The sequence below is a fragment of the Nocardioides agariphilus genome, assembly GCF_015352445.1.
In the GTDB taxonomy this organism is placed as follows: domain Bacteria; phylum Actinomycetota; class Actinomycetes; order Propionibacteriales; family Nocardioidaceae; genus Nocardioides; species Nocardioides agariphilus.
In genome coordinates this window covers 1-15,583 of the sequence record NZ_JADKPO010000040.1, presented here as the reverse complement: position 1 = coordinate 15,583, position 15,583 = coordinate 1, and the positions used below count along the sequence as shown (strand labels likewise).

At 69.2% G+C, this 15,583-nt stretch carries 15 protein-coding genes; 13 read left to right on the top strand and 2 right to left on the bottom strand.

The window, feature by feature from the left end:
* Positions 1-13 precede the first annotated feature (13 nt).
* Genes tatA through ISU10_RS20420 form a run of 5 tightly spaced genes read left to right on the top strand, consistent with a single transcriptional unit; the run spans position 14 to position 5,324 of the window.
* Complete coding sequence (gene tatA, locus ISU10_RS20440; protein WP_370865756.1) at positions 14-349, top strand: twin-arginine translocase TatA/TatE family subunit; 336 nt, start codon at positions 14-16, stop codon at positions 347-349.
* A 20-nt stretch (positions 350-369) separates the two neighbouring features.
* Positions 370-1,215, top strand: a complete 846-nt coding sequence (gene tatC, locus ISU10_RS20435; protein WP_228501513.1) for a twin-arginine translocase subunit TatC — start codon at positions 370-372, stop codon at positions 1,213-1,215.
* Positions 1,215-1,598, top strand: a complete 384-nt coding sequence (locus ISU10_RS20430; protein ID WP_194698293.1) for a hypothetical protein — start codon at positions 1,215-1,217, stop codon at positions 1,596-1,598. The genes tatC and ISU10_RS20430 overlap by 1 nt, the downstream gene beginning before the upstream one ends.
* 37 nt (positions 1,599-1,635) lie before the next feature.
* Positions 1,636-2,529 carry a diacylglycerol kinase gene (locus ISU10_RS20425; RefSeq protein WP_194698292.1) on the top strand — a complete coding sequence of 298 codons (894 nt, stop codon included), beginning with the start codon at positions 1,636-1,638 and terminating at the stop codon, positions 2,527-2,529.
* Positions 2,526-5,324, top strand: coding sequence for a DEAD/DEAH box helicase (locus tag ISU10_RS20420; protein ID WP_194698291.1), 2,799 nt, complete (start codon positions 2,526-2,528; stop codon positions 5,322-5,324). Before ISU10_RS20425 ends, ISU10_RS20420 begins: the two co-directional genes overlap by 4 nt.
* Here the strand turns inward: ISU10_RS20420 and ISU10_RS20415 are convergent, their stop codons facing one another.
* Positions 5,325-6,254: a 5'-3' exonuclease gene (locus ISU10_RS20415; RefSeq protein WP_370865755.1), complete on the bottom strand. Its 930-nt coding sequence runs from the start codon at positions 6,252-6,254 to the stop codon at positions 5,325-5,327.
* A gap of 37 nt (positions 6,255-6,291) precedes the next feature.
* Between ISU10_RS20415 and ISU10_RS20410 the strand changes: the two genes are divergently transcribed.
* Entirely contained in the window at positions 6,292-6,729 is a 438-nt protein-coding gene (locus ISU10_RS20410) for an Lrp/AsnC family transcriptional regulator (protein WP_194698290.1), read from the top strand.
* Positions 6,730-6,784: 55 nt separating this feature from the next.
* On the opposite strand, the gene ISU10_RS20405 is transcribed toward ISU10_RS20410, so the two are convergent.
* Positions 6,785-8,251 (bottom strand): KamA family radical SAM protein, encoded by a 1,467-nt coding sequence (locus ISU10_RS20405; protein WP_194698289.1) that lies wholly within the window; start codon positions 8,249-8,251, stop codon positions 6,785-6,787.
* Positions 8,252-8,333: 82 nt separating this feature from the next.
* Here ISU10_RS20405 and kdd point away from each other — a divergent pair, with 82 nt between their 5' ends.
* The 7 genes from kdd (at position 8,334) to ISU10_RS20370 (ending at position 15,478) form a co-directional block, all read left to right on the top strand.
* The gene (gene kdd / locus ISU10_RS20400; protein WP_194698288.1) at positions 8,334-9,377 is read left to right on the top strand and encodes an L-erythro-3,5-diaminohexanoate dehydrogenase; all 1,044 of its coding nucleotides are present in this window, start codon (positions 8,334-8,336) and stop codon (positions 9,375-9,377) included.
* Between the two features lie 2 nt (positions 9,378-9,379).
* Positions 9,380-10,999 carry a lysine 5,6-aminomutase subunit alpha gene (kamD, locus tag ISU10_RS20395; protein ID WP_194698287.1) on the top strand — a complete coding sequence of 540 codons (1,620 nt, stop codon included), beginning with the start codon at positions 9,380-9,382 and terminating at the stop codon, positions 10,997-10,999.
* Complete coding sequence (kamE, locus tag ISU10_RS20390) at positions 10,999-11,769, top strand: lysine 5,6-aminomutase subunit beta (protein ID WP_194698286.1); 771 nt, start codon at positions 10,999-11,001, stop codon at positions 11,767-11,769. The genes kamD and kamE overlap by 1 nt, the downstream gene beginning before the upstream one ends.
* Positions 11,769-12,176 (top strand): 3-aminobutyryl-CoA ammonia lyase, encoded by a 408-nt coding sequence (gene kal, locus ISU10_RS20385; RefSeq protein ID WP_194698285.1) that lies wholly within the window; start codon positions 11,769-11,771, stop codon positions 12,174-12,176. Before kamE ends, kal begins: the two co-directional genes overlap by 1 nt.
* A 489-nt stretch (positions 12,177-12,665) precedes the next feature.
* Positions 12,666-14,201 carry an apolipoprotein N-acyltransferase gene (gene lnt / locus ISU10_RS20380; protein WP_370865754.1) on the top strand — a complete coding sequence of 512 codons (1,536 nt, stop codon included), beginning with the start codon at positions 12,666-12,668 and terminating at the stop codon, positions 14,199-14,201.
* 10 nt (positions 14,202-14,211) lie between these two features.
* Positions 14,212-14,970, top strand: a complete 759-nt coding sequence (locus tag ISU10_RS20375; protein ID WP_228501511.1) for a polyprenol monophosphomannose synthase — start codon at positions 14,212-14,214, stop codon at positions 14,968-14,970.
* 13 nt (positions 14,971-14,983) lie between these two features.
* On the top strand, positions 14,984-15,478 hold the full coding sequence (locus ISU10_RS20370) for an FxsA family protein (protein ID WP_194698284.1): 495 nt from the start codon (positions 14,984-14,986) through the stop codon (positions 15,476-15,478).
* The last annotated feature ends 105 nt before the right edge of the window (positions 15,479-15,583 follow it).

Genomic DNA, 15,583 nt, shown 5'->3' with positions numbered 1-15,583 from the left:
GAACAACACCAACGTGAGGATCCCCATGAGCCTGCCCGCGCTGCAGCCCCAGATCGCCGGACTCGGCACGCCCGAGATCATCATCATCCTGGCCATCGTGATCCTGCTCTTCGGAGCCTCCAAGCTGCCCGAGCTGGCCCGAGGAAGCGGCCGGGCGCTGCGGATCTTCAAGGCCGAGACCAAGGGCCTGATGGACGACGACGACGACTTCCAGGTCGACCCCACCAAGGCCAAGGACACCCAGCGGTCGCCCGAGCAGCGCGAGCTGCAGGCCAACCCGCCCTCGCTCGACGCCGAGAGCGAGCGCCGCGCCGCCGAGCGCCGCGCTGCTGGCGACGACCCCGCCTGACGAACGCCGAGTAGACCGAGTTGTCCACCGTCGGGTGGGTCTTCGACCTCCTGCGCGGGAAGCCGAAGCAGGCCGTCGGTCCCGGCGGCCGGATGGCACTCACCGACCACCTGCGGGAGTTCCGCGCGCGCCTGATCCGCTCCGTGCTGGTGCTGGTCATCGCGTTCATCGTCGCGCTGTTCTTCTACGACCAGCTCATCGAGTTCATCTCCACGCCGTATCGCGATGCGGTGGCGACCTTGCAGGAGAAGGTCAACTCCAAGCTCGTCGTCCAAGACGTGGGTGGCGGTCTGCTCCTGCAGCTCAAGACATGTGGCGTGGCTGCTCTCGTGGCGTCGGCCCCCTACTGGCTCTACCAGATCTGGGCCTTCATCGTGCCCGGCCTGCACGCCAACGAGCGCAAGTGGTCCCGCATCGTCGCGGCCATCGCCGGGCCGTTGTTCTTCGGGGGCGTCGCGCTCGGTTACTACGTGCTCCCCAAGGGCATCTCGGTGCTCATCAACTTCGTGCCGACCGACGTCGACAGCCTGGTCGACTTCTCGACGTACTTCTCCTTCGTGACCCGGATGCTGCTGATCTTCGGCGTCGCGATGGAGATCCCGTTCTTCGTGATCCTGCTCAACCTCGCCGGCGTCGTGTCCGGCAAGGCACTGGGGCGCTACCGCCCGTGGATCGTGATCGGCGTGTTCGTCTTCGCCGCGGTGGCAACGCCGTCGACCGACCCGTTCTCGATGCTGATGCTCGCCATCCCGCTCCAGATCCTGTTCATCATCGCCGAGATCGTGGCGCGCCTGGTCGACAGGGCGAGAGGTCGGGGGGCCAACAGCACCAACCAGTGGAGCGACGACGAGGTCTCACCCATCTGATGACCACTCCCGTCGACGCCTTCGACCTGCCCGAGTGGCTGGGCGAGGGGGAGGTGACGTGGACTCCCGAGTGCGGCATCCACGACCGCCATCTCGTACCCGGGTTCCTCACGGGCGCCGGTGACGCGAAAGTCCCCTGCGCCCTGCTCGCAGTCGACGAGGCCTACCCGACACCCGTGGCCGATGAGCAGTTGCGCCACGAGTCCCACCAGGCCTGGAGGCACGGGCAGGTCCACCTCGTCTCCTACGACGGCTCGCTGACCCTCGCCGTCCCCGGTCGCACCTTCACCGCCGAGCTGGTGCTGGAGGTGCTCTCACGCCTGGCCAAGGCGGTGGGCGCCCGCCCCGAGTCCTACGCCGTGCTGCTGCGACTGGGTTCCTAGTCCGGTCGGGTAGTTGCGGGTGGATAGTCTCGGGCCCGTGAACGAGAGGGCCGGGGAGATCGCACTGATCACGAACCCGACCTCGGGGAGGGGCATGGGCGGGCGCGTGCGCGACACCGCGCTGGCCCGGTTGCGGGCGGCGGGTCTGACCGTTCGCAATCTCGCCGGACGCGATGCCGGCGAGGCGCTCGACCTCGCTCGCCAGTGCGTGGACGACGGCGTGGAAGCCCTCGTGGTCTGTGGCGGCGACGGCATGGTCCACCTCGGCGTCCAAGCCATTGCCGGGACCAGGACCGCGCTCGGCATCATCCCCGCCGGCACCGGCAACGACGTGGCCCGCTACTTCGACCTGCCTCGCACCGACCCGGCGGCCGCAGCGGACCGCGTGGTCGACGGTCTCGCCTCGGGGCAGGTCCGCACGGTCGACCTGGCTCGCAGCGGCTCGAAGTACTTCGTCACGGTGATGGCCGCAGGCTTCGACGCGATCGTCAACGAGCGGGCCAACCGGATGACCTGGCCCCGGGGGCAGATGCGCTACAACATCGCCACCCTGGCCGAGCTGCGCACCTTCAAGCCACTGGCCTACACCCTCGACCTCGACGGCGAGCAACGCCGGCTCGAGGCGATGCTGGTGGCCGTCGGAAACGGCCCGTCGTTCGGCGGTGGGCTGCGTATCACCGAGGGCGCCCTGCTCGATGACGGACTCCTCGACGTGGTGATCATCAAGCCGATGAGCAAGGCCGGGCTGATCCGCACCTACCCCAGGCTGTTCAAGGGCACCCACGTGACCCACCCGCAGTACGAGCACCATCGCGTCCGCAGTGTCACGGTCGCGGCACCGGGCATCGTGGCCTACGCCGACGGCGAGCGGTTCGGGGCGCTGCCGGTGACCGTCGAGTGCGTGCCCGGAGCTTTGAGGGTGCTCTCATGAGTGACCCGTCTCCGTCGGAGCGCTACGCGTCGTACGCCTCCGACAAGCGCCACCCCGTCCTGCGCGACTTCGCCGGTGTCTACCCGTTCCCGCTCGACGACTTCCAGGTGGAGGCGTGCCGTCGGATCGAGGAGGGGCACGGTGTGCTCGTCGCGGCGCCCACGGGCTCGGGCAAGACCATCGTGGGCGAGTTCGCCATCCACCTCGCCCTCCACACCGGCCGCAAGTGCTTCTACACCACGCCGATCAAGGCGCTGTCCAACCAGAAGTTCAACGACCTCGTCGACCGCTACGGCCCGGACAAAGTGGGCCTCCTGACGGGCGACAACTCGATCAACGGCGAGGCGCCGGTGGTCGTGATGACCACCGAGGTGCTGCGAAACATGCTGTACGCCGGGTCCCGCACCCTGCTGGGCCTCGGCTTCGTGGTGATGGACGAGGTGCACTACCTCGCCGACCGCTCGCGGGGTGCGGTCTGGGAGGAGGTCATCATCCACCTGCCCGAGTCCGTGGCGCTGGTCTCGCTCTCGGCGACGGTCTCCAACGCCGAGGAGTTCGGCGAGTGGCTGCAGACCGTGCGCGGGGACACGACCACCATCGTCGAGGAGCGCCGCCCGGTGCCGCTCTACCAGCACGTGATGGTCGGCAAGCGGCTCCTGGACCTGTTCGCCTCCTCCGACATCGACGCCGCCGCAGGCTTCGTCAAGGAGGGTGCACCGGTCAACGACGAGCTGGTGCGGCTGGCTCGCGACGACTGGGCCAGCTCCCGCGTCCGGGACCGACGCACCCCCAAGGACCGTCGCGGCAGGGTCAAGCCGGGCGAGCGACGCAACGTCGGCAACGGTCGTCGAGTCTGGATCCCCAGCCGCGTCGACGTGGTCGACCGGCTCGACCGCGACGGGCTCCTGCCCGCGATCGTGTTCGTGTTCAGCCGCGTCGGCTGCGATGCCGCGGTCAGGCAGTGCGTGCAGGCCAACCTGCGCCTGACCTCACCCGAGGAGCGCGACGAGATCCACGACTTCGTCGAGCAGACGCTGCGACACCTGCCGGCCGACGACCTCCAGGTGCTCGGCTACCACGACTTCCTGGACGCGTTGACGCGTGGTGTCGCCGCCCATCACGCCGGGATGCTGCCCGCGTTCAAGGAGGTCGTGGAAGAACTGTTCACCCGCGGCCTGGTCAAGGTGGTGTTCGCGACCGAGACGCTGGCGCTGGGCATCAACATGCCGGCGCGCACCGTGGTGATCGAGAAGCTGGACAAGTGGAACGGCGAGACCCACGCCGACATCACGCCGGGCGAGTACACCCAGCTGACCGGGCGGGCCGGCCGCCGCGGCCTCGACGTCGAGGGGCACGGCGTCGTGCTGTGGCAGCCCGGCATGAATCCGCGTGCGCTCGCCGGCCTCGCCTCCACCCGCACCTACCCGCTCCGGTCCAGCTTCGCGCCGTCCTACAACATGGCGGTCAACCTGGTTCACCAGTTCGGTCGGGAGCGGGCCCGGGAGCTGCTGGAGCTGTCATTCGCACAGTTCCAGGCGGACAAGGCAGTCGTCGGCCTGGCCCGGCAGCTGCGCAAGGCCGAGGAGGCGCTCGACGGCTACGCCGAGGCCGCCACCTGCGACCGTGGTGACTTCATGGAGTACGCCCGCCTGCGCCGCCAGATCGGCGACCTCGAGAAGGGCGCAGCCCGAGCCAAGCGAGCCGATCGGCGCGAGGAGGCCCTGACGTCGTTGGAGAGGCTGCGGCCCGGCGACGTCATCGAGGTGCCGTCGGGCAAGTTCGCCGGCTTCGCCGTGGTGATCGATCCCGGTCTCTCGCGTGAGGGTCCGCGTCCCATGGTCGTGACGGCCGAGCGGCAGGCCCGTCGCCTCTCACTGAGCGACTTCCCCACGCCGGTGGTGGCGGTGACCCGACTGAAGGTGCCGCGCAACTTCAGCAGCCGCAACCCGCAGATGCGCCGCGACCTCGCGTCCGCGCTGCGCTCGCGTACGCACGACCTCGCCCCGCCACCGCCCTCGTCGTCGACCGGACGTCGGGTGGCACCGCCTCGTCACAGCGACGAGGTCGACCGCCTCCGGTCGCGTCTTCGCGACCACCCCTGCCACGGCTGCCCGGATCGCGAGGACCACGCCCGATGGGCCGAGCGCTGGTTCAAGCTCGACAACGAGAGCCGCACGCTGCGTCGTCGTGTCGAGGAGCGCACCAACACCGTGGCCCGCCAGTTCGACCGGGTGTGCGAGGTGCTCACCGAGCTCGGCTACCTCTCCGGCGACGGAGGTGAGCTAGCCGTGACCCAACGCGGGCAACGGCTGATGCGGCTCTACTCCGAGCTCGACCTGGTGACTGCCGAGGCGCTCCGCGCCGGCGTCTTCGACGACCTCCCGACCGCCGGGCTGGCCGCGGCCCTGTCGGCGCTGGTCTTCGAGGCACGCCGACCCGACGACGACGCGCCGCGAGTGCCCGGTGGACCGACGGGTCAGGCGCTCGACGAGCTGGTCCGGCTCTCAGCGCGCGTCCAGGCGCTGGAGAAGGAGCACCGCCTCGACTTCACCCGCCAGCCGGACCTGGGGTTCGCTTGGGCGACCTACCGCTGGGCCGAGGGGGAGGACCTCGACGACATCCTGACCGCCACCGATCTCGCAGCCGGCGACTTCGTGCGATGGACCAAGCAGGTCATCGACATGGCCGGCCAGGTGGCCGACGCCGCCGGTGACTCACCGCTGCGCCAGGCCGCGCGCGAGGTCGTCCAGGCCCTGCGCCGCGGCGTGGTCGCTTACTCGGCGATCACCGACTGATCAGCCGGCCAGAACGCCGGTCAGACGGTTGACCGGACCCTCGAGGTTGAGCTTCGACGCCAACGCGGTGAGCAGGTCGGCCTGTGCCGGCGCGATGGGCAGCGCCGCGTCGTAGGTCCCGAGGTCGATGTCGGTGGCGACTTCAACCACCCTGGGGGCGACCTCGAGGTAGTCGGCTGCGGCGAGGATCTTCTTGCGGGGGCTCGGCGCCATGTCGGAGTCGGGATCGTTGGCGGCCGTCACGATGCCGCGCAGGTCGCCGTACTTCAGCAGCAGGGCCGACGCGGTCTTCTCGCCGACGCCGGGCACTCCGGGGAGCCCGTCGGAGGCGTCGCCGCGCATGGTGGCGAAGTCGGCGTACTGGCTGGGCAGGACGGCGTACTTCTCGACCACGACGTGGTCGGTGACGCGCTCGTGGTTGCCCACACCTCGTGCGACGTAGAGGACGCGCACACCGCGCTCGTCGTCGACCACCTGGAACAGGTCGCGGTCGCCGGTGACGACATCGACCGGCATGGTGGCCTGCGCCGCGAGCGACCCGATCACGTCGTCGGCCTCGTAGCCGTCCATGCCGAGCTTGCAGATCCCGAAGGCCGCCAGCACGGCCTCGATGATCGGGACCTGGATCTCCAGTGGGTCGGGCACCTCCTCGACGTAGGGGTGGGCCTCGTCCTTGACGACGTACTCGACGCGGTGTCCCTTGTAGGACGGCACCAGGTTGACGCGCCACTGGGGCCGCCAGTCGTTGTCCCAGGCGCAGACCAGGTGCGTCGGACGGTACTGGCCGACCAGTCGGCTGATGAAGTCGAGCAGCCCCCGGACGGCGTTGACGGGCGTGCCGTCGTCGGCGAGCACCTCCGGCACGCCGAAGAACGCTCGGAAATACAGGCTCGCGGTGTCAAGGACCATCAGCCGCTCGTCTTGTTTCACGCGCGCATCCTGCCACGCTGGGCACTACTCTTTCGCCGTGGAGAAGACCGATCGGAAGATCCTCTCGCTGCTGGCGGCTGACGGCCGCATGTCGTTCACCGATCTCGGCAAAGCCACCGGTCTGTCCACCTCGGCGGTGCACCAGCGGGTCAAGCGCCTCGAGCAGCGCGGCATGATCCGGGGCTACGTGGCCACTGTCGACCACGAGCAGATGGGTCTGCCGCTGACCGCCTTCGTCTCGATCACGCCGATCGACCCCTCCGAGCCCGATGACTACCCCGACCGCTTGCGCGACGTGCAGGAGATCGAGTCGTGCTGGTCGGTCGCCGGCGACGAGTCCTACATCCTCAAGGTGCGCGTGGCCACCCCGAGCGCGCTGGAGGACCTCTTGGCCCGCATCCGGTCCGCAGCCAACGTCTCCTCCCGCACCACGATCGTCCTCAGCACTCCGTACGAGAACCGGCCGGTGTCCTAGGGCTGGTCTTGTTGGTTTCCCCGGACATCCGGGGAAACCGTCGGACCCGCGACCCCTAGTACGCCTGGAGAGCAGCAGTACGGCGAGAGGCCTCGGCGACCTCGGCGGCCTTGAGGTCGGACTCGTCGAGGTTGCCGTGCTGGGTCCACCAGTCCTGGCCGGCGGGGGGCAGGGTGTGGATCGGGTCGTAGTACTCGTAGGTGCGCGAGAGAGCCTCGGGGTCAGCTGCCTCGATGGAGGTGCGGTAGTTCTTGGTCCAGTAGGAGATGCCGCGTTCGGCGTCGTAGTCGGCGAGCTGGTGGACCCAGCGCTTGCCCACGAACGGGACGTCGCACACGATGCGCGGCGTGGCGAACCCGGGCAGGTAGCCCATGATCGCGTGCTGGAGCCTCTGGGCGTCGGCGACCGAGATCCGCCAGTGCTCCGAGAACGGGATCATGTCGCACATGTAGAAGTAGTAGGGCATGATCTGCGCGCCATCGAGCAGCGCGAAGCAGAGGTCGAGCAAGGCGTGCGGGTCGGCGTTGACGCCGTTGAGGATGACGCCCTGGTTGCGCACGTCGCGGATGCCGGTGTCCAGCATGGTCCGCGCCGCGCGGGCCACGAGCGGCGTCACCGACTGCGCGTGGTTGACGTGGGTGTGCATCGCGATCGAGACCCCGCGCGAGCGCGCGATCTCGGAGACTCGAGACATCCCTGAGACCACTTCGTCCTGCAGCCAGTGCTGGGGGAGTCCCATCAGCGCCTTGGTGGCGAGGCGTACGTCGCGGATGTTCTCGATCTCGAGCAGCGAGGTCAGCCACGCCTCGAGTCGTGGCCACGGCATGTTGGCCACGTCGCCACCGGACACGACGACGTCGCGCACCTGCGGGGTGTTGCGGAGGTAGTCCATCATCGAGTCGAGCCGGTCATTGGGCTTGGCGACGAACTTCAGCTTGTCGATGACCGGAGTCGAGTTGCCGACGAGGTCCATGCGCGTGCAGTGGCCGCAGTACTGCGGGCAGGTCGGCAGCAGCTCGGCGAGCACCTTGGTCGGGTAGCGGTGGGTCAGACCCTCGGCGACCCACATGTCGTGCTCGTGGAGCGAGTCGCGGGTGGCGTGCGGGTGCGAGGGCCAGTCGGTGCGGCGGTCGCTGAAGACCGGGATCATGTACTGGCGGACCGGGTCGGCGTAGAACGCCTCGGTCAGCGACCCCGAGCCCGCGGGCTCGACGGAGGGCGCCATCGTGTTCATCATCTGCGGCGGCACGAGCATGGACATCGTCGCTCGCTCGTTCTGGTCCCGCTCGAGGTCGGCGTAGAACCGCTCCTCGAGAAGGTCGCCCATCAGCTCGCGCAGCTGCTTGATGTTCTTGATGCAGTGGGCTCGCTGCCACTGCACGGACTCCCAGTCGGCGACCGTGACGTCCTTCCACCCCGGGAAGCGGGTCCAGTCGGGCTCGACGAGCTCCACGCGCTGGTAGGGGTAGGGCTGGCCCGAGAACTGGGCCTCCGCACGCTCGATGGACGTCTCGATGCTCACTGTGCAACTCTAGGCGGACGATCTGCGGTCTGTCCACGCAACGGACCGCAAATCATCCTGTCTAGGTCGACAATTGAGGAGAATGACCGTGCGAGCCAGTGACCCGACCGGGTTGCACAGGGTCCTGGACGATCGAGTCGTCCTCCCACAGGCAGCCGAGCGGCTCGACACCCGCAAGCAGCTGTGGCCCGACGAGGTCCGGATTCGGGTCGAGCGGCTCAACCTCGATGCCGCCTCGTTTCGCCAGCTCGAGCGCAAGCATCGGACAGACGACGGTCACGATGGCGAAGCCGTCCGCCGCGAGGTCCTCGACATCGTCTCCACGCGAGGCAAGATGCAGAACCCCGAGACGGGCTCGGGCGGCATGCTCGTCGGCACGGTCGAGGAGGTCGGCCCCGACTCGCCGCTGGGTCTGAAGGTCGGCGACCACGTCGCGACGCTGGTCTCGCTGACGCTCACCCCTCTCGTCATCGAGGACGGTCTGGAGCGCTGGGACGGCAGGTCCGAGCAGGTCCCCGCCGACGGGTACGCCGTGCTGTTCGGCCGCTCCATCGCAGCCGTGATCCCCGACGACCTCGACCCCGCTCTGAGCCTGGCGGTCATGGATGTGTGTGGCGCCCCTGCACTCACCAGGCGTGTCGTGGCCGAGTACGTTCAGCCCGTCGTCGCCGTCATCGGCGGCGCCGGCAAGTCGGGATCGCTGAGCCTCGCGGCCGCCCGCGACGCGGGCGCGCAGCGCACTGTCGGGATCGTGCCCACCGAGGAGGAGCGCAAGCTGCTCGAGGACTCCGGCGTCGCCGACCAGGTCGTCGTGGCCGACGCGCGCGACCCGATCGCGCTGCGCGACGCCGTGGCTGCTACCGGGGATCTGGCCGATGTGACCGTCGTCTGCGTCGACGTACCCGGCTGCGAGGGTGGCGCCATCCTGGCCACCGCCGACAGCGGAACCGTCATCTTCTTCTCGATGGCCACCTCGTTCTCCGCCGCGGCGCTCGGCGCCGAAGGACTCGCGGCGGATGTGCGCATGCTGGTCGGCAACGGCTACGCGCCCGGCCACGCGGCCTACGCCCTCGAGCTCCTACGTGCCGATGCGGGCGTCCGTGGCCTGTTCGAGCGGAGACTGTGACCATGGTCTCGACAGGCTCGACCACCAAGAAGACAAGCTCGACCAGCGTGAAGCCTCGACTCGGCCTCGACAGGGCCGACGTACGCCGGGCTCGCACCCTCGCCCGACAGGTCGGGCGGCCGATCGTGCGGCTCGCCAAGCAGCACACCACCGTGTCCGTCGAACGCGCCACGTTGCGGATGGCCGGGCTCCAGGGTGCCGATCCCGACGGCACACCCTGGGTGAACCGCCTCGCCGACGTCGTACGCGCCGACACCGGCCTCGAGCACGGCGTCGCGCTTCCGGTCTGGCACGCGCTGCGCCGAGGGCACGCCGACGACCTGCTCACCTTGGCCCAGAAGGCCGCAGCCGGCTCGGTCACCTTCGAGCTGCCAGACGGTAAGGACGCCACGGCGGCGGCGCGCGACGCCAAGCGCGCCGTGGGCGCAGGAATCAAGCGCATCGACGCCAACCGTCGTGAGCGCGAGCGCCTCATCAAGCGGATCGGCGACGCTCCTCGCAAGCCCTGGATCTATCTCATCGTGGCGACGGGCGACATCTACGAAGACATCCCGCAGGCACAGGCGGCCGCTCGCGAGGGCGCCGACATCATCGCGGTGATCCGGTCGACGGGCCAGAGCCTGCTCGACTTCGTGCCCGAGGGTGCGACGCGCGAAGGGTTCGCCGGCACCTACGCCACACAGGAGAACTTCCGCCTGATGCGCGAGGCCCTCGACGAGACGTCGAGGGAGCTGGGCCGCTACGTGCGGCTGACCAACTACGCCAGCGGGCTGTGCATGCCGGAGATCGCCACCCTGGCCGGTCTCCAGCGGCTAGACATGATGCTGAACGACTCGATGTACGGCATCCTCTTCCGCGACATCAACCCGGTGCGCACCTTCGTCGACCAGCGCTTCAGCCGCCAGGTCCATGCGCGCGCCGGGATCATCATCAACACCGGCGAGGACAACTACCTCACGACCGCAGACGCGGTCGAGGCCGCCCACACGGTCACGGTCAGCCAGCTCCTCAACGAGTACTTCGCCAAGGAGGCCGGGCTCGAGGACTGGCAGCTGGGCCTGGGCCATGCCTTCGAGATCGACCCCAGCATCCCCGACTCGTTCCGCCTCGAGCTGGCCCACGCGATGCTGGCCCGCGAGCTGTTCCCCGAGGCGCCGCTGAAGTGGATGCCGCCGACGCGACACATGACCGGCGACGTCTTCAACGGGTTCCTGCTCGACGGCTTCTTCAACCTGGTCGGAGCACTCACCGGCCAAGGCATCCTCCTGGTCGGCATGATGACCGAGGCCGTCGTCACGCCTTGGCTCTCCGACCGCGACCTGGCTCTGCAGAACGTGCACTACGTGATGAACGCCGCCGGCAACCTGCACGAGGACTTCCGCCCCGCGCCCGACGGCTTCATCGCCCGCCGAGCCCGTGAGGTGCTGGGCGAGGCGATCGACCTGCTGCAGGCGATCAACGACGACACCGACACGGCTGGCGACCCGCCGCTGCTGGCTGCCATCGCCGACGGCACCTTCGGTCTGATGAAGCGTCCCCCCGACAAGGGTCGTGGCCTCGAGGGAGTGGCCCGCAAGGCACGCGACTACTACAACCCGGCGACCGAGATCCTGGAGGGCTGATGGCCTCGACGAGCTCGACCAACGATCGAGGGCCGATCAGGCCCTACGGCGACACGACGGGTGACGGGATGGTGCAGCTGTCCTTCACCCTGCCCATCGAGCACTCGAAGGTCGCCGAGGGGGCGGCCGTCCAGCTCGCCAACAAGATGGGCATGGACCCGGCGCTGGTCGTGCACGCCAAGGCGATGGGGGAGGGCTTCACGTTCTTCGTGGTCTACGGCCGGGTCAACCACCTCGTCGATCCGTCGACCGTCGAGGTCGTGGAGCGTGACTACCCGCTGCTGACTCCCAAGGAGGCCAACAGCGCCATCAAGCGCGCGCTGCGGCGCCGACTGGTGGTGGTGGGCGGCTGCATCGGCACCGACGCGCACACGGTCGGCATCGACGCGATCCTCAACATCAAGGGATTCGCGGGGGAGAAGGGCCTGGAGTACTACCGGGAGCTCAAGGTGGTCAACCTCGGCGCCCAGGTCTCCGTGCCCCAGCTCGTGGAGCGCGCCCGCGAGGAGAAGGCCGACGCCGTCTTGGTCTCCCAGGTCGTCACCCAACGCGACGCTCACCTGCTCAACACCCGCGAGATGTCTGCGGCGTTCCGCGAGTCCTACCCCGAGGACAAGCGGCCGCTGCTCGTGGTGGGCGGCCCTCGCTTCGACGAGACGATGGCCGCCGACCTCGGCGTCGACCGGGTCTTCACCCGCGGTACGACGCCGGGTGAGGTCGCCTCGTACCTGGTCCACCGCCTGGTCACCGATAGGAAGAAGGCAGCCTGATGGTCTCGACGAGCTCGCCCAGCGGGGGCGCAGAGGTCGGTCAGCGCGTGGTGCACCGCCGCTACGTCCCCTACTCCCACGCCCACTACGCGGGCAACCTCGTCGACGGCGCCTACAGTCTCGGGCTCTTCGGTGACGTCGCGACCGAGATGTGCATCCTCACCGACGGCGACGAGGGGCTGTTCGCGTCCTACTCCGACGTGCAGTTCAAGCAGCCCGTGCGCGCCGGGGATGTCCTCGAGATCGCCTGCGAGGTCACCCGGGTCGGCCGCCGCTCGCGCACCCTCGACTTCACCGTGCACGTCGTGGCGCGAGGTGCCGCGACCGAGACCGAACCCGGAGCCGCGCGCGTGCTCGAGGAGCCGCTCCTGGCCACCACGGCGACCGGGGTCGTGGTCGTCCCCTGACGGCGACTCGTTCGAGCCAGGTGGTCTGAACCAGTGCGTCGGCGTGTCGCAACCTGACACGCCGAATCGCGAGAAGTTCGTGAACTTCTGGTGACAAATCGACCACATCTGACCTGCGGGTTCTCGCGTTTGCGCAGGTCAGCAAGCAGTTGACACGTGGCCTCCGATTGAGGAGTCTCTGTCCTCGTTCGCCCATGCAGATCGCGTTGGCGGACCGACGTCCGAGTGGCCGAGTCGGTTGGTGGGGGCGCCACCCACCAGTCCGACATGGTTCGCGGAGGTCGGTCCCGCCCCGCGATGGGTGAATCCGGGAGAGGCCTGGCTCGCCAGATAACTTCCCGACCGCGGCAGCCAGCAGCGGTGGGGTCGGTCCGAAGGGCCGGAGTCCTCTCCCGGCCCTCTGCAGGGTCCATTGCCTCTCTGGGCTCGGCTGTCCGAGCGCCCCGCAGCGCTCGGACCTCGCGGTTCCTGGGCCCGTAGGCTCTGTCCGTGCTCACCCGGACGATGCTCGCCGCTGTCGCCGGCGTCGTCTTGAGCCTGGCCTATCCGCCGGTCGGCTTCTTCTGGGTGCTGCCGCTGGCCGTGGCGGCCTACGTCGTCCTGGTCGCGCCGCTGCCGGCAGGCAGGGCCTGGGTGCCGGGCCTCGCCTTCGGCATCGGCTTCTGCTATGTGCTGATGTGGTGGATGCGAGCCGTCGACCCCTACGCGTGGCTGGCCCTCTCGGGCCTCGAGGCGCTGTTCTACGGGCTCCTGGGCGCGGCCGTGCCGGTGCTGCGTCGGCTGCCGCTGTGGCCGCTGTGGGTGGCCGCCGCATGGACCGCCATGGAGGTGCTCCGCAGTGGCTGGCCGTTCAGCGGCATGCCCTGGGGGCGGCTTGCCTTCGCGGTCGTGGACACCCCGGTGGCACCAGCACTGGCCTACGTCGGCGCGACCGGCGTCAGCCTCCTGCTCGCGATGACCGGAGCAACGATCGCGGCACTGGTCATGGGTGGGGCGCGCCGGCCGGTGGCCGCCGGTGCTCTCGTCGTCGCCGCGACCGCGCTGCTCGCGCCGGCGCTGCACCCGTGGCAGCCCTCACCCGAGGGCTCCGTGCGGGTGGCGGTCGTACAAGGTGACGTGCCCGGCGACGGGACCGACGTCCTCGCGGTCTACCGCCAGGTCACCGACAACCAGCTCAGGGCCACGGTCGGGCTGGCCGACGAGGTGGCAGACGGACACCGGGCCCAACCCGACTTCGTGCTGTGGCCGGAGAACTCCACGGCGGTCGACCCTTTCAACGACGCGCAGACCCATGACGCCATCACGACGGCGGCCTCGGCGATCGGCGTACCGATCCTGGTCGGCGCCATGGTCGATGCCGGCCCTGACCACGTCATGAACCAGGGCATCGTCTGGGACCCCTTGCTCGGAGCAGGCGAGCGCTACACCAAGCGCCACCCGGTGCCGTTCGGCGAGTACATCCCGTGGCGCAACGTCTTCGGCGACAGCTTCGGCAAGCTCGACATGATCCCGCGCGACATGCTCAGCGGCACCCGTCGGGAGCCGCTGCGGATCGGGGGAACGCTGGTCGCCGACGCGATCTGCTTCGACGTCGCCTACGACGACGGCCTCTACGACCAGGTGACCCATGGGGCGCAGCTGGTCGTCGTGCAGACCAGCAACGCGATGTTCATCCACACCGCGCAGATCGAGCAGCAGTTCGAGATCTCGCGAGTCCGCGCGATCGAGCTCGGGCGGTCACTGGCCGTGGCCTCGGTCAACGGCCGCACGGGCGTCATCGCTGCCGACGGCGAGGTCGTGGCGGCCGCTTCTCCGCGCACCACTGCAGTGCTGGACGCCGAGGTCCGGCTCGACTCCTCGGTCACGCCAGGCACCTACGCCGGTCACTGGGTCGGGCGGCTGGCCGGACCGTTGACGGTTCTGCTGCTCCTCGTGTCGTTGCTCGGCTATGGTCGGCGGCGCGGACCAGAGGCTCGCGAACCCGCACCGCTGCCGCAACGTACTCCCGAACTCACCCGCCACTGACCGACAGGACATGCGCATGACTGTGCCGGGTCTTGGCCGTGTCGTGATGGTCGTGCCGACCTACAACGAAGCCGAGAACCTCCAGTGGATCGTCGGCCGGTTGCGAGCAGCGCAGCCTGCGGTCGACATCCTCGTCGTCGACGACGGGTCACCGGACGGCACCGGCCGGCTCGCCGATGAGCTGGCGGCCGCCGACCCCCAGGTCAAGGTCCTCCACCGCACGCAGAAGGCCGGGCTCGGCGCGGCCTACCGCGCCGGGTTCAGGATCGCCCTCGACGCCGGCTATGACGTGATCGGTGAGATGGACGCCGATGGCTCGCACCAGCCGGAGCAGCTGAGCCTCCTCCTCGACGCTGCCCGTGATGCCGACCTCGTCATCGGCTCGCGGTGGATCGCCGGGGGCTCGATCGTCAACTGGCCCAAGTCGCGCGAAGCGCTCTCGCGCGGCGGCAACCTCTACGTGCGTCTCCTGCTCGGCATCCCGGTCCACGACGCGACCGCGGGCTTCCGGTTGTTCCGGCGAGCCACACTGGAGGCGATCGACATCGACTCGGTGCAGAGCACGGGCTACGTCTTCCAGACCGACATGGCCTACCGCACTCTCCAGGCCGGCTTGAAGGTCGTCGAGGTCCCGATCGAGTTCATCGAACGAGAGCGCGGCGACTCCAAGATGAGCCGCGAGGTCGCGACCGAGTCGCTGAAGTCGATCACCCGGTGGGGGCTGCGCGAGCGGGCCCGGCAGGTACGGCGGGTCTTCCGCCGCAGGTAGGAAGGACTCCCTGATGGCCCAGGCACCCCGCCCCGTGCGACGACGACGCAGCTGGCTCGGCTGGCTGCTGATCGTGGCCTTCGTGGTCGTGCCGCTGGTCGAGATCTACGTGCTGATCCAAGTCGGCCAGGTGATCGGTCCGTGGTGGACGATCCTGCTGCTGATCGCCGACAGCATCCTCGGCGGCTGGCTGATCCGGCGCGAGGGCCGGAAGGCCTGGCGAGCACTGACGATCGCCCTCAGCAGCGGCCAGATGCCCGCGAAGGAGCTGGCCGACGGCGCGCTGATCCTGATCGGCGGGACGTTGATGCTCACGCCCGGCTTCGTCTCCGATGCCGTGGGCATCCTGCTGATCCTGCCGGTGACCAGGCCCGTCGCCCGGCGCCTGCTGACCCAGGTGGTCAGCAGACGGCTCGTCGGCGGGTTCGTGGGCGTGCGACAAGCAGACATGCAAGGACCTCGCCCCCGTGGACCAGTGATCCGGGGCGAGGTCCTCGACGACGAGTGAGGGCAGCTGATATGTAGGCGATTCCTGTCAAGTGGCAGGGTGAGGCGCCCGTCTCGATCGCTCGGGGCGGGCGCCTCGTGCTTCGTCGTTCGTGGCGGTGGGTGA